Below are 23,098 nucleotides of genomic sequence, written 5' to 3'. Positions count from 1 at the left end.
TGATCGTTTTCATTCATCGGCAGCGAAGGGCATCTGTTCTGCGCCAACCGATATGCCGTCGCCATGGATAATCCCGGCATGAGAGCGGATCAAGACGATTGGCTGGCCGCGGCGCGGTAGGCCGCGCTCAAAAGGATGATGCCCCGTTGCGGATGGAACGTGATTTTTCCCATCATGGGTTATAATGAGGCTGGGTAAGTTGATAGATGAGGAAACAATGAAAAAAGCCATTTTCGTTCTCGCTGCCATGCTGTCAAGCGCGCCGGCACTGGCTGCGACCGCCAGCGCGGCGACTGATGCCACGGTTGCCGAGGCGCACCAAGGCGCCGATGTCGCCAAGGAGAAACTTCACCAGGCGGAGGATAAAGGTGAAGAACTGAAGCTCAAATCCAAACATGCCGCCGAAGGCAAAAGTGGCACCACAGGCAGCAAAATAACGGAAGGCAGCCAGAAAGCTTGGCATAAAACCAAAGAAGGCACGGAGAAAGCCTGGCACAAAACCAAAGAAGGCACGGAGAAAGTGTGGGATAAAACCAAGCAGGGCGCGGAAGATCTTAAAAACAAGGCAACGGATTAATTAAGCCGGTAGACCTTCTCTCATGGGGTTACGGCGTGGACATGGGGCCGAGTCCGCTGAAAGAGGGAGCGCGCGATTTTTTCCCGCCGCCGCGGGCTATCCGTGATCGTGATAAAGGCCGGTAATGCGCCGGCCTTTGGCTTTTCATGGATAAGCGACGCCTTTTGCCGTCGGCGTCATGTCACGATTGCGCGGATTGCGCCCAAATTACCGCATCCGCCCCGGCGGGCAAGCGCATCGGGCAAGACGGTTCGGTTGCCGCGCGCCATACCGCCTGCGCCACGTCCGTTGATAGGGTAATCGGTTCGTCGGTGTTCTCCCAATGGGTAAAAATGCTTTGCGCCAGGTCATTATAGGCTTCATGAACGTTCAGCCTGTGCGGTTGGGCGTTTTCAACAAAGCGGGTTTCCGGGGCCCTACCCGGCAGGACCAAGGCCACCCGTACATTGAATGGCTTGAGTTCCAGCGCCAGCGATTCGGTGAACGCATTGACCGCCGCCTTGCTGGCGGTATAGGCGGCAAGCAGGGGGAGCGGCCGATATGTCACGGTCGATGTGACGTTAACGACCACCCCCGACCGACGCTGCCTGAATTGCGGTATGACCGCCTGGGTCATGGCAATGGTACCCATGGTGTTGGTTTCGAGGATGTCACGAATCGTCGCCATCGGCGTGCCTTCAAGGGAATTGAGTAATCCGATTCCGGCATTGTTGACGAGTACGTCTATAGGTCCCGCGTCCGCCACGGCCTGGTGAATGCTTTGCGGATCGGTCACATCGAGCGGCAGCACGCGAAGCTGTTCGGATTGCGGTAATAGGCCTTCGCGCGGCGTTCGCATCGTGGCGACAACCCGCCATTGACGCTCCAGAAAATGTCTGGCGATTTCCAGACCGAAGCCGGACGAGCAGCCGGTGATAAGAACGGTTTTCATAAGCGCTCCACTACAGGGTTGATGAGACTGAAACAATAGATCGCCTCGTCCGGACTTGCTACAGTCAATAGTCCGTAAGATTTTTGCAGGAGTCCACCATGATCGACCCGCTTGCTGAAATGGTCGCCTTGCTTCAGCCAAGCACGCCGTTCTCAAAACTGGTTAGCAGCGTTGCTCCCTGGCGTATTAGCCGCACGGAAACCGGGCGTCCGTTTTATTGCGTGATCTTTGAAGGGAGTTGCCGGCTCGACGCGGATGGGCAAGAGCCGATTATCCTACGGGAAGGCGACTTCGTGCTTATTCCTTCATCCAATGGTTTTTCAATGTCCAGTGTCGAGCCGGCGGCGCCGGCGGAGATGATGACGACCGCCGTCCCGCTGGCCGACGGCGAATTCCGGCTGGGCGCCCAATGTGATACGCCGGACGCGCGCTGGTTGGTGGGATACTGTGTTTTTGGTTCTCCGGATACGGCATTGCTGCTTTCCCTGTTACCGCAAGTGATGTTGGTGCGCGGCGAAAAAAGGCTGTCTACGTTATTGCGGCTTGTACGGGAAGAATCCCGTGCGCAACGGCCGGCGCGGGAGGTCATTTTGGCGCGTCTGTTGGAGGTATTGCTTATCGAGGCGCTACGCTCGACGGCGGGTACGGGGGCGTTGCCAGGTCTGGTGCGGGGATTGGCCGATGAACGTCTCGCCGCGGCAATACGCCGGATGCATGAAGATCCCGGCCACGCCTGGACTGCGACGGAACTGGCAAAAGCCGCGGCGATGTCGCGCTCGGCATTTTTCGCGCGGTTTAACCAGGCCGTGGGCATGGCGCCCATGACTTATTTGCTTGCCTGGCGCATGGCCATCGCCAAGGATCTATTGCGTCGCGGCGAGAATAACATTGCCGATATCGCGGAACGGGCCGGCTATGGTTCCGCCAGTACCTTCAGCGTGGCGTTTACGCGCCACGTCGGCATCGCGCCGACACGATACGCGCGCGTCCAGCAACGCGCGCGGGGGTAAGCCGGGCCCCGGCCGCATTCCCCCGGACGCGGCTGTGTTTGCGCGTTACCATGTCGACGGGGTGTTTCGCAGCGTCAATGGCCAGTCACCCGGCCAGACATATTTGTCTTTGAGGATGCGCGCGCTGTACTCCAGGCAGATCTTTACCGGCAGATTGGGGTAAATCCGTTCCATTTCCTGTTGCAACTGTTCAGCGGACGCCGCTTTATGAAACTGCTTCATAAACGTCCGGATGTATTGGCGCGTGAAGTCGATGGCCGAGGGGCTGAGCGTGGGATTTTGCGGCGAATGCCCGGCGACGACCGCGACGGGTTGTAAATCTTCCAGGGTATCCAGGCTCCTCAACCACTCTTCGATCAACGCCGGCGTGCGCATGTCGGCAATCCAGACATGGGCATCGGCAAACACCAGGTCTGAGGCGATTAGGGTTCTGAGGGAGGGGATCCATAGCGGCGCAATGGTGATGCAATCGCCGCACATCAGCCCCAGAATGTTGATTTTTTCCCCTTCCAGCAGCAGGATGTCGCTATCCAGCTTTTCCACCGGGTATTTTATGTTGGCGCCGTTTTCGTTGAGTACGGCGTTGCCCCAATAATCGATTTTGAAGTCATAAGCGTCGTTAACGTCGTCCGCCGCTTTACCATATGCCACAACCCGTGCCGCGGGGTAGGCCGCCTTGATCACTTCCAGTCCGAGAAAATGATCCGGATGCAGATGGGTGATGAACACCATGGTCAGATCGCGTCCCAGTTCCATCAGCTCGGCCACCAATCGATGGGCGTTGGATAACGTGAATTGGGCATCAACCAGAATCGCTTGCTTGTCGCCGTAGATTATCGTCGAACTGACGCCGAATCCGGCCGCTTGATCGCTGCTGACGAATACTTTGATTGCTAAACTCATCGAGTGACTCCTGATTAGTTAATTCCTGCTGTTTAATCCCGCTGCTAACCTTCGCGATAAATAATGCCTTTGCCGCCGCGTGGGTAATGCCACTTGAGTACGCCGGGCGGCGCCACCGCCAGACAGGTACCGCATTCCAGGCAAGCGGCGTACATCACGCCCACCGAACCGTCCGGCTGTAGCGAGTAAACATTGGCCGGACACACTCGCACCAGTAGCGGACCGGCGTTGGTGGCCCTGGCCGCCGCCTGATCGACTTCGATATGGGATAAATCCGCGTCGGTATCGTAACGGTTGTGATCCAGCCGTTCGGCGACGGTGCCAAAAAGCGTCTTGTTCATAAGGACCTCGTGGCGGCAAACATATCTTTGATTAACTGTCCGGCCTTCAGCGGAGAGTGCTTGAACGTTTTCAGGAAGGTCGGCAGTAGTCGCCGGCGCGGCTGCGTATCAAGGTGATACATCGCCAGTAGCATGTCGCTGAGCAACACGCCGTAATCGCCATAGAGCCGCGGATTTTCCATAAATGCCGGCGCGTTGGCGTAGGTGCGCATATCCTGACCGACGAAACCGCCGTTCAGTTCGTCAAGATAGGCGCCAAGCGCGGTCTGGGAGACATCGCCCTGGCGCAGCGCGCCGTCGATGGCCTTGGCGGCGGCTAGCGCCGAACCGGCCGCCAGATCCATTCCACGTACCGTCAGACCGGTATTAAGCGTAAAACCGGCGGCATCGCCCACGACCACCAACCCCGGCCGGATAAGATCGTGAACCATGGCCTGGCCGCCTTCGGCCACAAGATGGCAACCGTATTCCAGCAGTTCGCCGCCGCGGATAAACGGCGCGATGGCCGGATGGCGAAGAAACCTGTCGTGCAGATCCGCCGAGGATGCCTGGCGTCGCACCAGATCATCAAGCCGCAGCACGACGCCTATCGATACCGAGTCGGTGTTGGTGTACATAAATCCACCGCCGCCGACACCGTCGGTGCAATCTCCCACCAATGCATAGGCTGCCCCTTGGTTGCCGATCAAATTGAACCGATCTTCCATTTGCGCTCGCGTCAGGCGAATAACGGATTTGACGCCCACCGCCAGATGCCGGGTTGGTTCCCGCGCGCGGATACCGGCATCCTGACAAATAAAGGAATTGATGCCATCGGCGGCGACCACCACATTGGCGCGTAAGGTGTCGTCGCCGGCGCGGATGCCGATGATACGTTCTCCTTGCCTGACCAACGCGTCCACTTTCACGCCTGCCATCAGCATGACGCCGGCCTGTTCGCACTGCTCCGCCAGCCAGTCATCAAGGCGGGCGCGCAGTACCGACACGGCAGTGGCGGGTTGTGTTAGCCGTTGGTCGAGATAATCCAGATTGACGAATGCCTCCGGGGTAAGAAAACTTAGACAGTTGCGGGTAATATGGCGCTCCACCGGCGCCTGATTGACAAAATCGGGGAATATCCGCTCCATGACGCGGCAATAAAAAATGCCGCCCGATAGATTTTTACTGCCGGGTTTGGCGCCGCGTTCAACCAATAGCACCGAATGTCCCGCGCCGGCCAGTTGGTAAGCGGTCACGCAGCCGGCGATGCCGGCGCCTATTACAATGGCGTCGAAGTCGACATCGGTGGAGGTGGCGTACTGTTCAGCCATAGAATTGCGACTCCCTTACGACGAGATAACCGGACGCCGTGGTCGATTGTCGCCGGCCACGGCGTCGCCTATCACGCCGCGCTGTGTTGCCCGAGGGCGTGAAGAACATGGCGGGCCGCCATTCGGCCGGAAGTATGCGCGAAGCCGTTGGCCGAACCGGGCACATCCAGATTGTAGGTATCGCCATACAGACCGCTGGCGTCGTTACCTACCGCATACAAACCGGTGATGGGCAGGTTGTCGCGGCCTATCACCTGCAAGTTGCCGTTCACCCGGATACCGCCGGAAGACACCAGCACGCTGCCGGTCATGTTTATGGCATAAAACGGCCCTTGCCGTACCGGGCGTAAAAACTTGGCCGGCTTATAGAACAACGGATCGACGCCTTTGTCGCAGGCCTGGTTATAGTCGGCCACGGTCTGGCCGAGTACCGTCGCATCAAGTCCCATCGCGTTGGCCAGCCCTTGTACCGTATCGCCTTTCCAGGCCAGGCCGTCGACGATGTCCTGCTCAAGCTCGGTTAGCAGGCGACTGAGCTTTAACTTATAGGGAATGAAATCGCCCAGGCCGATATCCGAACCCTGTTCCATCAAATGGCGGACGGTTTCGCTGTCGATAATGGCATAGACGGTGGCTTCCGGTTGCCGGGCGATGGTGTTACCGGCATCGGCGAAACTCATCGCCACTTGTTCATTGGCGAAACGGCGGGCGGTTTTGTTGACCCACAGTACCGGTTGCGAGCCGGCGCCGCTGATGTGCGAGGTTAGCGTTTTACCCCGCGCGCAGGGAATAATCATCAATGCGCCGATGTTATCGGTATCGGCGCCGGCCTCCAGCGCCATGGTCAGGCCATCCCCGGTATTTTGCGTGGGTACGCAGGCATAGGTATCGTCGAGATAGCGTGCCTGCCAGGCGTATTTTTTGCGCAGTTCGGGGTTATTGCCGAATCCGCCGCTGGCGATAATGACCGCCTGACAGGCCAGATGCAGCAAATTGCCGCTTGAATCCTCGGCCAATACGCCGGCCGCCGCGCCGGCGTCCATGATGATTTTTTTAGCCCGCGTCTCGGTGAACATGTCGACGCCGGCATTGACGCAGGCCCGCAGCAACACGTCCTGTACATGCGCGCCCAAACCATCCGGCCGGTGGAAAGTGTATAATTCCAACGGTTGTTCGTAGGCGTAAATCGATACATCGGTGTAGACGATGCCCAGTGATTTGAGGATATCGATGGTGTCGGCGGTATTGTCCACCTGCATCCGCACCACATCGGGGTTGGCGCGATGGTGGCTGTATTCCATATAACGGCGGAATCCCTCGCCGCGGGTGGGGAAATGCGCTCCGGCGAGTTCAGGCGCGCCGCGCGCCTGCTGTTCGCTCGATTCAAAGGCCGCCGTGCCCTCGGCATAGATGGATGTACCGCCGGTTTGCGGCATTTTTTCCAGCAGGGCGACCCTTAGCCCGCCCTGCGCCGCGGTCAGCGCGGCCGATTTGCCGGAACCGCCGCCGCCGATGACGATAAGGTCGTACTGCGCATCGACCGGTGTATTGTGCTCGGACATGATGTCTTCTCCTGTGGCGTTGTTCGTGACAGCGTTTCGGTTATCGGGCGGCCTTGAGGGCCGCAGTCAAAGCCGGAACGATAGGGTAAAGATCGCCGACGATGCCGATATCGCAGTTTTTAAAGATCCGGGCGTCGGGATCGTTATTGACGGCGACCACCACTTTGGCGTCGCGAACGCCGGCAAGGTGCTGCGGCTGTCCCGAGATGCCTAAAGCGATGTACAGATCGGGCGCGATTTGATTGTGGGTCGACCCCACCACCCGGCTGGCGTCAAACCAGCGCATGTCGTCGCACACGGGCAGGGAACAGGCGATTTCGGCATGCGCGGCGGCGGCAAGCTGTTCGATGGCGGCAAGGTCGTCGCGGGCGCGCACGCCGAGTCCGACGCCTATCACGCGTGCGGCGGCGCTCAGTCCGTTGCCGTCGGTTTCGTTTTGCACGGTGCCGACCACCCGTAATGCGGCCAGGGGCGCGGTTGTGTCAATGGGTTGCAAAGCGGCGGGCCGGGTCGCCGCCGGCTCGGCATCTTCGCCGTCATAGATGCCGGCCAAAGGACCGTTTACGGCGAATGTTTCGATAATCCGGCCTTCCGCCGCGCTGCGTCTGACTTGCAGATCGTCACCGGCGAAAGAGAGACCGCGGATCGCGGCGATAATGGCGGCATCCAGACGCGCCGCGGCCGCGCCCAGCACCACCCGGCCCGGCGCGGCGTCGGAGGCCAGTACGACGCGTGGCGCCGCCGCGGCGATGTCCGCCGCCACCTGTGCCGCATAGGCTTCAATGGGCGTGGCGTCGGCGACCGCATACCAGCGTACCGTATCGAAACCGGCCGCCGCGGCAATGTCCGCCAGCGCGCGCGCGCCTATGACCGCGGCGGTGACGTGTCCGCCGAGTCCGCGCGCGGCGGACGCCATGCCGCTAATACGCCTGTCATCGGTGACGATAATCCAACTGTCTGTATTCACTGCATACCTCCGTCCAGTTATGCCGGCGCGCGGCAATTCACAATACGCCCTGTGTACGCAGCGCGTTCAGCAGTTCCTCCGCGGCTTGCCGCGGATCCGCGCCGTCGATGATGCGCGCGGCGGAGACGTCGGGCAGCGCCGTGGCGAGCGGAGTGACCGTCGTTGCGGTAACGATGTTGAGATCCTCGGTCGTCAGCGCGGTGACCGGTTTTTTGCGCGCGGCCAGCACGTCTTTCATGCTTGGCGCCCGCTGCTCGGCGCGGCTGGCGACCATCGCCAATAAAGCGGGCCCGGTGATCGCGATTTCCTGACTGACATTGCCATGTCGGCGCGTCGCCAGCCAATTCCCCGCTTGCCGCCGGACAGCCGTCACGCCGGTTAATGCCGGCCAGCCCAATTGCCCGGCCAGGGCGGCCACGACGCCGTAATCCCAGACCGAATCACCGATAAGAACCAGGCCGACGTCCGCCATCCCCCGCACGGCCGCCGCCAATATCGCGCCCGTGGCCGCGCCATTCGGGACGACCGTCGCATCGCTGACCACCACGGTACGCGCCGCGCCGCGCGCCGCGGCCCAGGCCGTATCCCCGTCGCCGATGGTCAGACCGACGATTTCATCCCCAGCGGCGGCGATTTCCCCCGCGGCCAGTATGGCCGCGGGATCGTCGTCGCTGGCGGCCATCTTTACGCCGCGCCACTCGAGGGAACCCTCCGTTCCCACCCGCGCATCCTGCGGATTACGCGACCACTTGAATACGACAACTATCTTCATGAGCTCTCCTGTTATGTCGCCCGCGCCGTTATCGACAGGCGCTCAATGGGCCGTTTGCGCGCCGTCCACCGGGATCACGGCGCCCGTGATGAAAGACGCCATTGGCGATGCCAGGAATAACACGAGACCGGCAATTTCATCGGGAGAGGCGATCCGGTTGACCGCGTTAAATGATTTAACCTGCTCGCACATGCGCGGATCGGCGATCCAGCCGCGAGTCATCTCGGTTTCGGTAAAGCCGGGACAAACCGTATTGATGCGGATATTGCGTTTGGCATACTCAAGCGCGGCGGCTTTAGAGAGCCCCGCCACGCCGTGTTTGGCCGCCACATAAGGGCTCATGCCCGGATCGGCTATCAGACTGGCCACGGAACCACAGTTGACGATGGACCCGCCGCCGGTCTTCAACATTGCCGGGATCTGGTACTTCATGCACAAAAACAGCCCTTTAAGGTCGACGGCCAGGATCTGATCGAAATCCTCCTCGGTTTGTTCCGTCAGCTCGGCGGTGACCGGCAATAAACCGGAGTTATTGAACGCCACATCCAGCCGGCCGTAGGCTTCCAACGTGGCATCCACCAGATGGCGCACTTGGGCGGCGATACTGATATCGGTCTGTACGAACCGGGCCTCGCCGCCCGCGTCGCGTATGGTACGCAACGTATCATCGGCCTGGCTGCGTCCGGCAATGATCAATCGCGCGCCCTGGCGGGCGAACGCCAGGGCGGCGGCGCGGCCGATGCCGGATTTGCCGCCGGTGACCAGTACCACCCGCCCGGTAAAATCCAGTAATTGTTCAGGCATGATTTTTCTCCTAAGGAGAGTTCGCTATTGCGAATGTCGTCGGCAGAAAAACGGTTGATGTACTGCACGCCGCATCGCAATCCATGAGTCACGAAATGGTGGAGGAGATAAACCCGTCATACTTCACGTCGCCTTTTGTTAGCCGCGAGGCAACTTGAATTATCCGGAGTATAATGACCTGTGCTGAACTTAGAACCGGTTGTAAATGACGTCAATATATAGATTTTTTATAGATATTCGCTCTCTTTCACCGCGAAACCTATTCAAAATAAACATTTTCTATATATTTTGGATAATCCAAAATGCCTCGCGGTAAGCCAAGGGGCAATTCGCTGTACGATGCGTATTTCGTTCCGCCAAGACGGTGGTGTTAACCGGCGCGGCAAGGCAAATTGAGAATGGGCTCACATTATCGCGGCGTGGATTGTCTGAATATCTTGTATAGGTTTGACGGTGAAAAAAGCGGTTCGTCTAAACGATATGAACATTTCGTAGATATTTACGCATGATGCAGATCAAAATACGCCCATTATGCCTTATGGCCTGTATTGATCAATGTCATGGGAGAGGTGAATAGGCCGCCGCGGCGGCAATGATTCGTCATACCGTAAAGGGCCCGGAAGCGCGGTGTATTTCCGGACGGCGCCGCCGCTGATATTAAGGAGTACTGCATGACTGCTGCCGAATCGCATTTGTTGGGGCATTCCCTGCAAACGCTGTTTGATGATGTGTCTTTTCAAAAACTGCTCAAACGATTTTCGCAGAAATGCATCTCCTGGGACGAATTTCTCTCCCTGAACCTGCCGCCGAACATTAGCCCCCTGGCCATGTGGGAAATCATGAACCGCATGAGCCGGTATATGGGCATCGATTTGCCGATCCCGGATTTGAATGATGAGGAATATTGGTATCGGCGCACCCATGAATTGACGGACATCATCGGTATCGTCACCCGCGCCTGCGCCCCCGATTCCCATCTGCATCGCACCATGACCGCCGCCAGCAGCCAGCATTTTCTGATGAATGTTCGCATTCCCGACGCGATTGCCGCTACCCGCCTTGACGGATTGTCGCTCTCGGTAAGAGACGCCGATAGCCAGTTACGTTTGGATCGGGCGCCGCGTAACGCCACCGAACGGCTGGTGGCCAATACCTTTAATGCCATCGATCACTTGCCGAATCTGGTCGGCGAGCCCTTTTCGCGCGATTTGTTTATGCATCTGCGGGATCGGCTGTTGGAAGGCGTGGATATCCGCGCGTTGGAAACCACCCGGGCCTCGCTGGGCACGGGACTGTTCGAGTGGCCGGGGGCCATGACCGAGCGATTCGCCAACCGGCAGATGGATTACATTGCCGCGTATGCCAATCATGAAACGGGTGAATATGATCACGACGTATTGCGCGCGCTGATCCTGACCGATTCCTTTCGGTTTTATCGCCCCCTCAAGGAGGTGAGCTACCAGGTAGGCCGACTGGCGGCGCATCTGTACGCGCTGAAGCATGATCTGCCGGTATTGGGGTTATTGCCTATTTCCCGTGTAAAACTGGATTGGGACGAGGGGCACATTCTGCCGCCGCGGGTGTCTTTCGACCGTACCGCTTATGAAAGTCTGCGCATCCGCGCGCCGGGGGATCTGACATCATTGCAAACGCTCACCGCGCAATTAACGCTGCTTGCCTTGCGTATTGTCGAACATTACGTCAGCGGTTGGGAAAACTGGGATCGCGCGCTGCGTCAGACCCTCAAAAAGGATCTCCAGCTCAACGACCGTCAGCGTTCCATCCTCGGGCGGGCACTGCGCAAGCCCGAGGCGGAATTTACCCTTCGCTACCACAAAAATAATCACGGGATTGCCTATCCGACCGCTCGCCGCGATTTTCTGGAACTGGTGGACAAGGGCTACCTGACCTTGCAGCAAAGGGGCAAGGCGTTTATATTTCTCCCCCATTACGGGTTGCGCGAGATGTTCACCAATCAGGAAACGCTGGCCAAATTGCAGGATTACGCGCTTGATAAATCATTTTTATCCGAGCAAGCCTATGCCCGCTAACCAAATGGGTTATGTCTGATAAAAGCGGATAATTTTTTCCGCCGCGCCGGCCAAATCCGCCGCGACCACTCCCGGCTGCGGGCCTACCCAGAGCAGGGCGTTGCCCTGGCGCAACACCATGGCGGCGTCCCATCCCGCGCTGCGCGCGCCAATGATATCCCAGGTATGGCAGGCGATAAGGCAAAGCCTCGCCGGAGGCGCGGTCAGTTTATTGGCCACATGATGATAAACGCTTTGCGCCGGTTTAAAGGACCCGACCGGATCCACGCTAAAATTTTTTTCGAAAAATCCGGAAAGCCCGGCCTTTTCCAGTTGTCTTGACAATGTGGATAACGGATTGTTGGTGAGGGTAAATAGCCGGAATCCGGCGAGTTTAAGTTTTTCCAAAGCGGCGGGAACCTCCGGCCAGGCGGGCATGGCGGCCACCAGCGCGCCGAGTTCGGCGATATCGTCCTCGCGCACGGTTTTATGGCGGGTAGCGGCCGTCATACGCAACACTTCGGCGCCCAACACGCCAAAAGGCGCATACTGGCCGGACAACGTCAAGGACTGGGAATACAGCACCAATTGGGCGAACCACTCCCGCATCGCCTCCGCGGAACCCAATACCCGATGGAAAAACGGCGTTAAACTCTCAATATCCAGAAGCGTTTCATTGACATCGAAAACAAGCAAGGGAAGTGTATTCATTGCCGGCGATTCCTGCGCTAAGAAACGGATAAGATGAAGTCAGACGGGTTATCTGCCAAGTCGCCGCGTTGTGGACGGCCCCCATTCCCGACCGATGACCTGGACGCTCACTGGCCGCCGCGATGCAACTCGAATCTTTGGAGTATACACCCAAGCTCATTTCTCCGTGCAAGCCAACACCTGTTGCTCTCAAGGGGATGGACGGGGGCCGAATCATCTGTTTTTCACGGTAAAGGGGTCGCCCTGCCGGGCATATTACGGCGGGCGTTGAAAATTCACAGGCGAATGTGAAATCCGTTTTGGCCGATTTATTTTATTTTTAATTTATTTATCAATAAGCTATTTTTTATTGCAAGCAAAACCGAAAGCGCGGCTTCTGTGAGATCGCAACTTTTAATGTGAAATTGATATCCGTACACTGTGTCCTATCAAGACAGTCCGGCCTATCAAACGGACAAGCTGGTGGTAATAATGGTGTTAAGCGCTAACGAACGCCGCGATTTCATCTATCGCTATGTGCATGAAAACCAGGTGGCCTACTATATTGAGCTTGCGGCCTTGATGAACGTTTCGCATATGACGATTCGCCGCGATGTACAGCAGCTTGAACATGAAGGAAAAGTTCAGCGCGTCAATGGCGGTATCCGCCTGAGCGAGCTGTTGCGGCAGGAGTTGCCCTACCAGGACAAGTCCTACTTGAATCACAAGATCAAGAAGGAACTGGGTAAATGCGCCATGGGCAAAGTTTCCGAAGGGTCGATTGTGTATCTTGACGCGGGGACCACCACCTTCGAAATCGCCTGTTGCATTCCGGCCAATTTTCGCCTGACGATCGTGACCAATGATTTTTCCATAAGCCAATATTTAATGGCGAATCCGGCAATTGATTTGTTCCATGTGGGCGGTCGGGTCGATAAGAGAAACTACTCCTGTGTCGGATTGAGCGCGGCGAACTTCATCAAGGCATTGAATATTGATTTGGCGTTTATCAGCGCGAGCTCCTGGGATAGCGTGCATGGTTTATCGACGCCTTATGAAGGCAAGGCCGTGGTAAAACAGACCGTGATTTCGGTGGCCAATCGCAACATACTGATCTCAGATAGCAGTAAATATGGTAAATACGGTTTTTATTCGGTATGTCCGTTAAATAGCCTGGATGAAATTATAACGGATTCAGTATCCAAGGAATGCAAGCAGAGTTTGATAAATTCGTCTTCGCCGCATGTTACTTTCGTGGATGTTCTCTGAAGAGAAAAATAGCATGAACAAAGAAAATAAGATACGTGAAGAAATTTGCTTCACGGGAGAAAGTCTGTTTCGACGGGGCTATACAGCGGGTTCATCCGGCAATATCAGCGCCCGCCTTGACGATGGATGGCTTATCACGCCCACCGATGCCTGCCTGGGGAGTCTTGAGCCGGATAATATCGCCAAGGTGAACAGCCGGGGGGAGTGGATTAACGGCGGTAAGCCTTCTAAAACCCTGATGCTGCATCAGGGGGTTTATCAAAATAATGCCCAGGTGGGTTGCGTTCTTCATACCCACTCGACCTACCTGGTGCTGTTAACGCTGTCCGGCGTATGGTCGAAAGAGGCCATTCTTCCACCCATTACCCCCTACCAGGTCATGAAGGTCGGAAAAATCCCCCTTATAAAATACCATCGACCCGGCGCCAGGGAGGTGGCGGAAATCGTGGCCTCCCTTACCGGGGCGGCCAAGGGCGTCATGTTGGAGCGGCTCGGCCCGGTCACCTGGGGGAAAAACGTGGCCCACGCCGCTTTTATCCTGGAGGAATTGGAAGAAACGGCAAAATTATGGCTGACGTCCGGTAAAAATATCCCTCCGCTGTCGGCGGAAAATATCAGGGAGCTGTGCGAGGTTTTTGGTTGCGTCTGGTGATTGGCTTTATTTTATCTCTTACTCTCGATGATTAAATAGGAATTAAAATGACCGCATATGAAATTATGCCGCGGGTGGCGTATTTGATCGCCGTATCCATGCTGGGCTGGTATGCCTCAAAGAAATTCAAGGTAAACTCGCAGGATATTTCTAAACTGCTTATATATATATTTTCGCCCATTGTGTGCTTCGTGCTTATTTTGAATTCGCCAGCCGATGTCAGCTATGCCATGTATTCCGTGATATTTTATGTCGTGTCCTGTGTTGCCGCGTTTTTGGCGTTTTTTGTCGGACGTCTGCTATGGAAGGACAATCGGGCCAATTTGTTCGGCGCCGCCGGAGGTCAGGGCAATGTCGGTTATTTTGTCCTGCCGCTGGCCATTGGTCTGCTCGGCGGCACACCGGACGGCGCCGCGGCAATCAGTATTGTGGTATTCGCCAAGGTGGCGTCCAGTATTTACGAATTCACCGCGGCCTATTACATCACCGCCCGCGGCCGCTACTCCATCGCACACAGTCTGGTGCTGGTGGCGAAAATGCCCACCTTGCACGCGGCGATACTGGCCTTGGTACTGAAATATTTCCATTTTGAATTACCCGAAATCATCAAGGGCAGTGTCGGCGGATTCGTCGGCGGTTACTCGACCCTGGGCATGATGATTATCGGCATGTCGCTGGCCCGATTCGACAAATTGGTGCCTGACTGGAAATTCATCTTCTCGTCTATTATCTGGAAACAAGGATTGTATGCGCTGGTGATCATCGCGTTATTCCGACTGTTTCATCTGAATCATTACGAGTATATCGTGCTGGTGCTGCTGGCCAGTAATCCTTTGGCCGCCAACATCGCCGCCGTGGCGTCGGCCCTTGATGTCCACCCCGAGAAGGCGGCCTGCGCCATTATGATAAGCACGATCCTTGCGGTGGTGACCGTACCCTTAACCATATGGCTGGCAATGTGAGTCGTTCCTGCCGGCGCCTTTTTAGCAGTGGTAAAAACAGGAGTCAAACCATGAATAACCCGACCGCTCTCAGGCTGCACAGCGCCCTGGTCGTCCGTTCGCCCTTTGATGCGTCATTGCTGAATCGCTATCGGGGACAATTCGGTCCGATCGAGGCAACCTGGACGCCGACCACGGTATTGATGAAAGAAATAGACGACGGCCTGCAAAGCGATGTGGTTATCGTTACGGACCCGGCCATGGAAGACCTTATCGCGCGGGGTCTCGTCGATGCGACGACGCGCAAGCCCTTGGTGGTATCGCGCATTGGTTTCGCGGTGAAACAGGGCGCGGCAAAACCGGATATCGCCGATTCGCAAAAACTCAGACAGGCGCTGCTGTCGGCCCGCTCTCTGTGCTATTCCATCGGCGGCGCCAGCGGCATCCATTTTAAAACCGTATTGCGCCGACTGGGTATCGAGGCGCAAGTGGACGCGAAAGCGTGTCCCGTGCCGCAAGGCTTTACCGCGGAAAAACTGATTACCGGCGAGGCGGATATGGCTGTTCAGCAAATCAGCGAGTTATTGGTGGTGCCGGGGATCGATATCGTCGGTCCGTTGCCCGGCGATTTGCAAAAGGCCACGTCGTTTTCCATTGCCTTGTTCGCCGCTGCGCGGGACAAGCCGGCCGGCGCCGCGTTGATTGAGATGGTTACCGCCCCGGACACGCGGGCGGAGTATGGCCGGTTTGGGCTCGATTGCCGGTTCTGACGCTTGGGACAACAGGAGAATGACATGTCTGATAGCATTGTTTTACTGCATGCCACGCCGGTCGCCATGCAGCCTATCCATGCGGCAATGCGCGAGCTGTGGCCGGACGCCGCCGCCGTGCATCTGCTGGATGAGGGACTCTCCCTGGAACGGGCGAAAACGGCCGCGCTCACCGACGCACTGGCCGCCCGTTTTATCCGCTTCGGCCGATACGCCGCCGATACGGGCGCCGACGGTATCCTCGCCACCTGTTCCGCGTTTGGCGACCCGTTGGATAAGCTGGCCGAACAACTGGCCATTCCGGTACTTAAACCCAATGAGGCCATGTTCGCCGACGCCCTGGCGGCGGGCGGCAGGGTAGGCATGCTGGCCACCTTCGCGCCCGCCATCGCCGGCATGGAACATGAATTTTACGCCATGGCCGCCCGTCTGGGCAAAACGGCGTCATTGACCACCCTCTGCGCTGAGGGCGCCATTGAACAACTGCGCGCGGGCCATGATAGTGAACATAATGCCATTGTGGCGCAGTATGCCGAACGGCTTGCCGATTGCGATGTGATTATGCTGGCCCATTTTTCCACATCGCGCGCCCTGGCCCAGGTGCGGGCCGTCAGTGGGGTTCCCGTTCTCGCCGCGCCGCAGTCCGCCGTATTGCGAATGAAGGCGCGCGTCAGGCAAAACAAAGGAAAAACATCATGTTGATTGGGGTGATAGCGGATGATTTCACCGGCGCCAGCGATATCGGCATCGCCCTGGCGAAAGGACTGGAGGGCGAGGGCGGGATAAAGACCGCGTTGTTCATGGGCACCCCCGCGCATGATGTGAATGCGGATATCGTCGCCGGCGTGGTGGCCTTAAAGAGCCGCTCGTTACCCGCCGACCAGGCGGTGGCGCACGCGCTGTCAGCCTGCGAATGGCTCTTGCGTCAAGGCTGCCGCCAAATCCTGTTCAAGTATTGCTCGACCTTCGATTCCACCGCCGAGGGGAATATCGGCCCGGTGGCCGAAGCGCTGGCCCAGCGGCTGGACGCCCGGGGGGTGGTGGTTTGCCCGGCCTTTCCGGATATGGGCCGCACACTGTATCAAGGCCATTTATTCGTCGGCGAAAAGCTTCTTAATGAATCGGGTATGGAGCACCATCCCCTGACGCCTATGACCGACCCGGATATCCGTCGGGTACTGGCGTCGCAATCCAGACATCCGCAGGGTTTTATTCCCTGGCGGCAAACGCAGCTTGGGGATGGCGCGCTCCGGCAGGCGCTGGAGGTCCATGGCCGGCAGGGGCATTGGCTGGTGGTAGTGGACGCCTTAACCAACCGGGATCTGGTAACGCTCGGCGCCGCGTGCGCCGATGCACGGCTGATTACCGGCGGATCGGCCATAGCTCAGGGCCTGCCGCATAACTTTATCGCCCGGGGATTGGCGAGTGGCGCGGCGCCGGCCCGGATCGGGGCGCGCGGCAAGGGGGCCATCCTGGTGGGCAGTTGCTCGCGTATGACTTTGCGGCAGATACATTACCATGCGCAAAACCATGCGGTGCTTGAGGTCAAGGCGGAAGAGATTATGGCCGGGCGCGCCGAGCCGGGGGCGTTGCTGGCGTTTGTCGATGAAAACCAGCACCGGTCGCCGCTCATTTGCACCTCGGGGGACGTGGAACGGGTCAACGCCTTACAAGAAAGATACGGCCGGGATAACGTTGCCGATGCCATTGAGCGGTTCTTTGCCGATCTGGCCGTGCGGCTGTTCGACGCCGGCATCCGGCGGCTGGTGGTGGGCGGGGGTGAGACCTCGGGGGCGGTAGTGAAGGGGTTGGCTATCGATTCGGTGGCCATCGGCGCGGAAATCAGCATCGGTGTGCCAGCTCTGCGGGCGACGTGTCGTAAAGACACGATTGGACTGGCCTTGAAATCCGGCAATTTCGGCGAAGAAGACTTTTTCAGCACGGCGTTGGAGGCATTGCGGGCATAACGGCGCCGGCGCCTGGCGTTATTCCGGCATAGACTCGTCACACTGCCGGTGGCCGCTCAATTGAGCCTGTTGTAACTTGAATGATGTCGAGTCTATGAGGTTATAACGCCGGGTGATTATGACTGTGCCGTTTTAATTTTCCGAGGATGAAAACCACGGTAAGATGAATAACATCAAGTAATTATCATACAATTAACTTTATATTATCATGGCAAAATAAAGGGGCAGAAAATAGAAGTATGAGTGGTGTTTGATTTTTTTTGGTATAACATATTTTAAAGTTATTATACCTTTCCCCGCGCGGCCTGCGGCTCTAGGGCTTTTACCCGCATTCGTCATCGCCGGAGTCTCCTGCGCCTCCGGTAAGGCGGGTCCGTCGCCGAGCCGTCGCGTGCTTCCAGTAAGCGAGATCCCGGTATAGGGGTTCGTGGCGAGTGTTTTCACAGAGGTTATGGGATGGCTTTATCTGACTCAAATTCCCAGGGAGCCGGCCGGCAGAACGCCAAATCGGGCCGGATTTCTGGTATGGCGCTGTTGGTCGCCAGCGCGTTTTTTATGGAGTTTCTCGACGGCACCGTAATAGCCACCGCGCTGCCGGATATGGCCAAAGCCTTTGGCGTCACGGCCGTGGATTTGAATATCGGCATCAGCGCTTATCTTCTGACGCTGGCGGTGCTTATTCCGGCCAGCGGTTGGGTGGCCGAACGCTTCGGCGCCAGAAATGTGTTCAGTTGCGCGTTGCTGATTTTCACTGTGGCGTCGCTGTTTTGCGGATTATCGCAATCGGTGACGCAATTTGTCCTGATCAGGGTATTGCAGGGCGTAGGCGGCGCGATGATGGTGCCGGTAGGCCGACTGGCGGTGCTGCGCAATACGCCGAAGGACCAGTTGATCAAAGCCATCGCCACCCTGACCTGGCCGGCGCTGGTGGCCCCGATCATCGGGCCGCCCCTCGGCGGGTTTATTACCACCTATGCAAGCTGGCACTGGATTTTTTTCCTGAATATCCCATTGGGCGTGGTAGCGATAGCGTTGACGTTTAGATTGATGCCGAACCAGGCGGCAATCGAAAAACCGCCGTTCGATCTGGCCGGTTTTCTTTCGACGGGGATCACTATGCTGTCCCTGGTGGCTGGCCTGGAAATGTTCAGTCAAGAGCGTCTCAATCCCGTGGATGCCATTCTCCTGATGGCGGTGGGTGTCGTTGCGCTGCTGTGGGCTATCCGCCATCTGAAACGCGCCGCCACGCCGCTTATCCGGTTGCAGCCGCTGGCGGTGCCTTCATTTCGCATCACCATGCGGGGCGGATTCGTACTACGCGCCACTATCAGCTCGGCGCCCTTTATGTTGCCGCTCATGTTTCAAGTGGGCTTTGGCATGGATGCCTTCCATGCCGGATCGCTGGTGCTGGCCGTGTTTGCCGGTAATCTGGCGATGAAACCGGCCACCACGCCGCTTATTCGCTATTTCGGCTTTAAAAAACTCCTGGTGGGCAACGGCGTGCTCTGCGTGCTCTCGCTGCTATTTTGCGCGTTTGTTACACCGGCCACCCCGCATATACTCACTTTGCTGTTGCTGTTCTGGGGCGGGTTAAGTCGTTCTATGCAGTTTACCGGTATCAGTTCGCTGGCCTTCGCCGAGGTCCCGTCGTCGGAAATGAGTTCCGCCAATACCTTGTTCAGCACGTCGCTGCAACTGGCCAGCGGTCTGGGGGTGACGCTGGGCGCGTTGAGTATTCGGCTGGGGGGGGGGTTGACCGGCCTGTTGGCGCTGCCGTCCGGCCAGGGGATGGCCTTCCGGCTGGGATTTGTGATCATCGCCATGATTACCCTGGTCGGCCTTTATGATATTACCCGTCTGGAAAGCCACGCCGGCCGGAATGTCTCGGAAAAATCGAAGTAACGTTAGGCCGCCCACCGCGGCATGAGGCCGGACGACCGGCGACGCCCGGACCCCGCTGCCGGAAGACAAGACGCCGATCGGCTATAGCGTCCCTTGGCATCGACTGGGCCAGTAAGCCATATTCTCATGAAAACGCTGGTAAAACCCACGATACAGCGCAAAGGACGGCCCATGGGGGGTAAACACATCGTCGCGCGAGTCGATAAGCGATGCCGGCAACCTATCCCGCAGCGGCGCCGCCTTATCGCCGGCATTTTCGCAACACCAATGCGCCTGCCAGGCCGCGCCCAGCGCGCCGGCATCGCTCACCGCCGGCCGGATCACCTCGATCCCGCTAATATCGGCAATCATCTGGCACCAGAGACGGCTTTTCGCGCCGCCGCCTATCACCCGCATTTGCTCAAACGTCAAACCGCACTGCTTGAAAATGTCGATGCCTTTGCACAGTTTGAAAGTCACGCCTTCAACCACCGATCGCAGAATATTCGGCTTGGTAAAGTTCCGCGTCGTTATGCCCGATAAACTGGCTGTCGCATCGGGTCGATTGGGCAGCCGTGAACCATTGAACCAGGGATAACTGAGCAACCCGCCCGCGCCGGGCCGGCTGGCCGACAGGACGGCATCGAAATCGGCCAGCGCGATATCCAGAATATCGCGATAGGCATTGATGGCATTGGCGACGTTCATGGTACTGACCAGCGGCAGCCATCCGTCCGATGACGAACAAAAAGCATTGATGTCGGGGCAGACGGCGGTGTCGATTTGGCGATCGGCATGGGTGAATAGGGTTCCCGAGGTGCCCAGACTCATCGTAAGGATACCCGGCTCAATATTGCCGGTACCGATGGCCGACATCATATTATCGCCGCCGCCGCTGGCCACCGGCACGCCGGCGGGCAAGCCGAGCGCCGCGGCGGCCCTGGGCGTGAGGCGGCCCCAAAGGTCTCGGGAGGCCAGTAGGGGAGGCATTTTGCCAAACAGCCGCGGATCGATGTCGTCCAGCACGTCTTGCGACCAGCATCGCCGATGGGTGTCAAAATAGCCGGTACCCGAGGCGTCCCCGCACTCGGCGCGGTATTCGCCGGTCAGCCAAAAGTTGATATAGTCATGGGGCAGCATGATTTTGGCTATTCGCCGATAGGCATCGGGTTCGTGGGCTTTCACCCACAGAAGTTTGCCCAACGTATAGGCGACGGGGATTTGCGTACCAATAAAATGCGCAACTGTCTTGCCGTGATGCCGCGCGGGGAAACCCGCCAGGAAAGCCTCCAGCGCCGGCGCGGTTTCGGTGTCGCACCACAATTTGGCCGGCCGGATGACCTGGTCGGCGGCATCCAGCAAAATAAGACCATGCTGCTGGCCCGAGACGCCGATGCCTTTAACCGCGCCCGGTTCAACCCCTGATTGGGCGACAACCTCGTTGACCAACCTGGAGATCGCCGCCAGCCAATCCGATGGCCATTGTTCCTGTTGCCCGACCCGGTCGCTTATCGGCTGATAGGGGGCATAGCCTGATGCCCGGCAGCTTTCGCTCTCGCTATCCCAGAGCAGGACTTTTGCGCCCTGCGTTCCACAGTCAATTCCCAGATACATGGTATTTTCCTGAAAGACTGGCTATCCCGGGCGCACGGGCGACCGGGATCTTTGCTGTTATCGGGCAACGCTCCCGGAGAGGTCCCAGAGATCTTCCCAGCCCCTCGCATCCGGCCATAAGAACACCTGGCCCTTGATCAACCGATTGTTGCGATCGATGCCGGCAATGGCCCGCATATCCTCGTCACTGAGCGGATCTTTTGTGATACAGGCGATATTCGCGAAGATCTGCTCTGGGTTTGTCGAGAAAGGGATGGGGATCTGGCCCCGTTGTACCGCCCATTTAATGCAAACGATGGCCGGATGCACGCCCAGGCGCCGCGCGATGGCGACAATCACGGGATCCTCGATATCGCAGGTATCATCCGGCGTCCGGTCGCGATCGGGGCGCATAGGCGAACCGATGGGGCAAAAACCGATAGGCTGGATACGGTGGGTGATGAGATAGTCGTACAAAGCTTGCTGCTGGAAATGCGGATGGCATTCCATTTCGTTCGCCACCGGGCGGATATGACAGTCCTTAAGCAACAGCTCAAGCTTGGGGACGGTCATGTTCGATGTACCGATGCTACGCACCAGGCCTTCTTTGACCAATTGCTCCATCTGGCGCCAGGTGGCCATGTACCTGTCATGGGAATAGGGTTTCGCATCGGGATTGCGCGAATCCCCGTCACATCCCGGCGCATGGTAATTGGAGAAGGGCCAATGCACCAGATAGAGATCGAGGTAATCCAGCTTAAGGTCATGCAATGATTGTTTGCAGGAGGCAATAACGTCATCGTGCCGATCATTCCAGACCTTCGAATCGATATAGAGTTCGCTGCGATGGATGCCCCGTCGCATCATGTCCTGGAACACGTCGCCGATCAGGGGTTCGTTGCCGTAAACCGATGCGCAATCGAAAAAACGGAAACCGGCGTCGGCGGCGCAAGATACCGCGTGAGCGACGTCATTGGCGCTGAACCGATCGGAACCAAATGTGCCCATGCCAATACCGGGAATGCGGGTGCCGTCGGCCAAAGCCCGGTAAGGCACGGTCGCTGTCGCGCTGGCGGCTTCATTAATGGATGTATTCATATCATAGTCTCTGCAAAATTATTGACTCGGGTAGCAATTTAATAAAGAACGGCTTTTGCTTCTTTCGAGTCGATATTATTTTTATCGATATACAGCACGCCGGTGTCGATATTCTTTTCGACTTTCTGTTTATGCAGGATTTTATCCACTGTCAGCACGCTCATCCGGCCCATCTGATAGGATGATTGCACGACAATGCCATTCAATGTGCCATCGCGGACAAATTCCTGTAACGCCGCGTTGCCGTCAAAACCGACCGCGACAACTTTACCGGCATAGCCCATCTGCTTAATGGCGCGGGCCATGCCCACGGCGGTGGGTTCATTGGCGCCAAACAGTGCGGTAATATCTTTATTGGAAGAGAGCGCATCGATAGTTTGATTCAAGGCAGTGGCCATATCGGCCTGGGAATAATAGGGACCGACGATTTTCAAATGTGAATCCTTTTTTATGACATCGGTAAATCCGCCGACACGATCAATGGCGCTACCGGCCCCTGGCGTGAACGACATCACAGCGACCTTACCCTCTTTGCCATTGGCTTTCAGCAATTCCCGCGCGGCCAATGCCCCCGCTTTACGATTATCGGTGGACAAAAAAGATTGGTAGTATTTATCTCCTTTCTTATCCAGGGATGAATCTATCAATACCACCGGAATACCGTTTTCCCAGGCCTTTTTCACCACAGGGATAAGCGCATTGGGATCAGAGGGGGCTAAAACAATACCGGAAACACCGCGATTTATGGCGTTATCAACCATATTCACCTGTTCGGCGACCTGTGTTTCCGCCTCGGGACCTTGAAAAGTCACCTTATAGGCGTTTTTTAATTCAGCGCCTCCCTCGGCCGCGCCTTTATTAACGTTTTGCCAATAGTTGGAATTGGCGGTTTTAACGATAACGGCAATTTCATTCGATCTGGCATAGGTCACGGAGGTATGCAAGGCGATAGCCGCGGCCAATCCTAGCAGGGTGTATCTTGCTATTGGGTTCATGTCATATCCTTCACATAGTGTTGGGTACAAAGGTA

General features: G+C 57.4%; 23 protein-coding genes. 10 read left to right on the top strand and 13 right to left on the bottom strand.

What is annotated here, in order from left to right; all coding sequences use genetic code 11:
• Window positions 1-9: 9 nt before the first annotated feature.
• On the bottom strand, window positions 10-231 hold the full coding sequence (locus tag FCN80_RS19290; RefSeq protein WP_136991856.1) for a hypothetical protein: 222 nt from the start codon (window positions 229-231) through the stop codon (window positions 10-12).
• Between FCN80_RS19290 and FCN80_RS19285 the strand changes: the two genes are divergently transcribed.
• Entirely contained in the window at window positions 218-577 is a 360-nt protein-coding gene (locus FCN80_RS19285; RefSeq protein WP_136991855.1) for a hypothetical protein, read from the top strand. The two genes, FCN80_RS19290 and FCN80_RS19285, sit on opposite strands and share 14 nt — an antisense overlap.
• A gap of 181 nt (window positions 578-758) precedes the next feature.
• Here FCN80_RS19285 and FCN80_RS19280 read toward each other — a convergent pair whose 3' ends face one another.
• Window positions 759-1,508, bottom strand: a complete 750-nt coding sequence (locus FCN80_RS19280) for an SDR family oxidoreductase (RefSeq protein ID WP_136991854.1) — start codon at window positions 1,506-1,508, stop codon at window positions 759-761.
• 98 nt (window positions 1,509-1,606) lie between these two features.
• Between FCN80_RS19280 and FCN80_RS19275 the strand changes: the two genes are divergently transcribed.
• Complete coding sequence (locus tag FCN80_RS19275; RefSeq protein WP_136991852.1) at window positions 1,607-2,518, top strand: AraC family transcriptional regulator; 912 nt, start codon at window positions 1,607-1,609, stop codon at window positions 2,516-2,518.
• 45 nt (window positions 2,519-2,563) lie between these two features.
• Here the strand turns inward: FCN80_RS19275 and FCN80_RS19270 are convergent, their stop codons facing one another.
• The 7 genes from FCN80_RS19270 to FCN80_RS19240 all read right to left on the bottom strand — a co-directional run bounded on the left by FCN80_RS19270 (window position 2,564) and on the right by FCN80_RS19240 (window position 9,177).
• Complete coding sequence (locus tag FCN80_RS19270; protein ID WP_136991851.1) at window positions 2,564-3,421, bottom strand: MBL fold metallo-hydrolase; 858 nt, start codon at window positions 3,419-3,421, stop codon at window positions 2,564-2,566.
• A gap of 44 nt (window positions 3,422-3,465) precedes the next feature.
• Window positions 3,466-3,762 carry a ferredoxin family protein gene (locus FCN80_RS19265; RefSeq protein ID WP_136991849.1) on the bottom strand — a complete coding sequence of 99 codons (297 nt, stop codon included), beginning with the start codon at window positions 3,760-3,762 and terminating at the stop codon, window positions 3,466-3,468.
• On the bottom strand, window positions 3,759-5,072 hold the full coding sequence (locus FCN80_RS19260; protein ID WP_136991847.1) for an FAD-dependent oxidoreductase: 1,314 nt from the start codon (window positions 5,070-5,072) through the stop codon (window positions 3,759-3,761). Before FCN80_RS19260 ends, FCN80_RS19265 begins: the two co-directional genes overlap by 4 nt.
• A gap of 71 nt (window positions 5,073-5,143) precedes the next feature.
• A complete protein-coding gene (locus FCN80_RS19255) occupies window positions 5,144-6,634 on the bottom strand; it encodes an FAD-dependent oxidoreductase (RefSeq protein WP_136991846.1) in 1,491 nt (496 codons plus the stop codon).
• Window positions 6,635-6,674: 40 nt separating this feature from the next.
• On the bottom strand, window positions 6,675-7,601 hold the full coding sequence (locus tag FCN80_RS19250; protein WP_136991844.1) for an electron transfer flavoprotein subunit alpha/FixB family protein: 927 nt from the start codon (window positions 7,599-7,601) through the stop codon (window positions 6,675-6,677).
• Between the two features lie 37 nt (window positions 7,602-7,638).
• The gene (locus tag FCN80_RS19245; protein WP_136991843.1) at window positions 7,639-8,373 is read right to left on the bottom strand and encodes an electron transfer flavoprotein subunit alpha; all 735 of its coding nucleotides are present in this window, start codon (window positions 8,371-8,373) and stop codon (window positions 7,639-7,641) included.
• Window positions 8,374-8,415: 42 nt separating this feature from the next.
• On the bottom strand, window positions 8,416-9,177 hold the full coding sequence (locus tag FCN80_RS19240; RefSeq protein WP_136991841.1) for a glucose 1-dehydrogenase: 762 nt from the start codon (window positions 9,175-9,177) through the stop codon (window positions 8,416-8,418).
• 671 nt (window positions 9,178-9,848) lie between these two features.
• Here FCN80_RS19240 and FCN80_RS19235 point away from each other — a divergent pair.
• Window positions 9,849-11,228, top strand: a complete 1,380-nt coding sequence (locus tag FCN80_RS19235; RefSeq protein ID WP_136991839.1) for a Fic family protein — start codon at window positions 9,849-9,851, stop codon at window positions 11,226-11,228.
• Between the two features lie 9 nt (window positions 11,229-11,237).
• Here FCN80_RS19235 and FCN80_RS19230 read toward each other — a convergent pair whose 3' ends face one another.
• Window positions 11,238-11,918 carry a haloacid dehalogenase type II gene (locus FCN80_RS19230; protein WP_136991837.1) on the bottom strand — a complete coding sequence of 227 codons (681 nt, stop codon included), beginning with the start codon at window positions 11,916-11,918 and terminating at the stop codon, window positions 11,238-11,240.
• 420 nt (window positions 11,919-12,338) lie between these two features.
• Between FCN80_RS19230 and FCN80_RS19225 the strand changes: the two genes are divergently transcribed.
• The 7 genes from FCN80_RS19225 (at window position 12,339) to FCN80_RS19195 (ending at window position 19,398) form a co-directional block, all read left to right on the top strand.
• Entirely contained in the window at window positions 12,339-13,166 is an 828-nt protein-coding gene (locus FCN80_RS19225; RefSeq protein WP_230492788.1) for a DeoR/GlpR family DNA-binding transcription regulator, read from the top strand.
• Window positions 13,167-13,179: 13 nt separating this feature from the next.
• Window positions 13,180-13,818, top strand: a complete 639-nt coding sequence (gene otnC, locus FCN80_RS19220) for a 3-oxo-tetronate 4-phosphate decarboxylase (protein WP_136991836.1) — start codon at window positions 13,180-13,182, stop codon at window positions 13,816-13,818.
• A gap of 47 nt (window positions 13,819-13,865) precedes the next feature.
• Window positions 13,866-14,780, top strand: a complete 915-nt coding sequence (locus FCN80_RS19215; protein WP_136991835.1) for an AEC family transporter — start codon at window positions 13,866-13,868, stop codon at window positions 14,778-14,780.
• Between the two features lie 50 nt (window positions 14,781-14,830).
• Window positions 14,831-15,529, top strand: coding sequence for a substrate-binding domain-containing protein (locus FCN80_RS19210; RefSeq protein WP_170975456.1), 699 nt, complete (start codon window positions 14,831-14,833; stop codon window positions 15,527-15,529).
• 24 nt (window positions 15,530-15,553) lie between these two features.
• Entirely contained in the window at window positions 15,554-16,231 is a 678-nt protein-coding gene (locus tag FCN80_RS19205) for an aspartate/glutamate racemase family protein (RefSeq protein ID WP_136991833.1), read from the top strand.
• The gene (gene otnK / locus FCN80_RS19200) at window positions 16,225-17,496 is read left to right on the top strand and encodes a 3-oxo-tetronate kinase (protein ID WP_136991832.1); all 1,272 of its coding nucleotides are present in this window, start codon (window positions 16,225-16,227) and stop codon (window positions 17,494-17,496) included. Before FCN80_RS19205 ends, otnK begins: the two co-directional genes overlap by 7 nt.
• A 456-nt stretch (window positions 17,497-17,952) precedes the next feature.
• A complete protein-coding gene (locus FCN80_RS19195) occupies window positions 17,953-19,398 on the top strand; it encodes an MFS transporter (protein WP_136991831.1) in 1,446 nt (481 codons plus the stop codon).
• 81 nt (window positions 19,399-19,479) lie between these two features.
• On the opposite strand, the gene xylB is transcribed toward FCN80_RS19195, so the two are convergent.
• From xylB to FCN80_RS19180, 3 genes are read right to left on the bottom strand one after another with little or no spacing between them, the layout of a single operon-like run.
• Complete coding sequence (xylB, locus tag FCN80_RS19190) at window positions 19,480-20,991, bottom strand: xylulokinase (RefSeq protein ID WP_136991830.1); 1,512 nt, start codon at window positions 20,989-20,991, stop codon at window positions 19,480-19,482.
• Between the two features lie 57 nt (window positions 20,992-21,048).
• Window positions 21,049-22,068: an aldo/keto reductase gene (locus FCN80_RS19185; protein ID WP_136991829.1), complete on the bottom strand. Its 1,020-nt coding sequence runs from the start codon at window positions 22,066-22,068 to the stop codon at window positions 21,049-21,051.
• 38 nt (window positions 22,069-22,106) lie between these two features.
• On the bottom strand, window positions 22,107-23,063 hold the full coding sequence (locus FCN80_RS19180; protein WP_136991828.1) for an ABC transporter substrate-binding protein: 957 nt from the start codon (window positions 23,061-23,063) through the stop codon (window positions 22,107-22,109).
• Between the last annotated feature and the right edge of the window lie 35 nt (window positions 23,064-23,098).

Source organism: Martelella alba, assembly GCF_005217455.1.
Taxonomy (GTDB): domain Bacteria; phylum Pseudomonadota; class Gammaproteobacteria; order Enterobacterales; family Enterobacteriaceae; genus Acerihabitans.
This window is presented reverse-complemented; position numbering and strand designations above follow the sequence as displayed.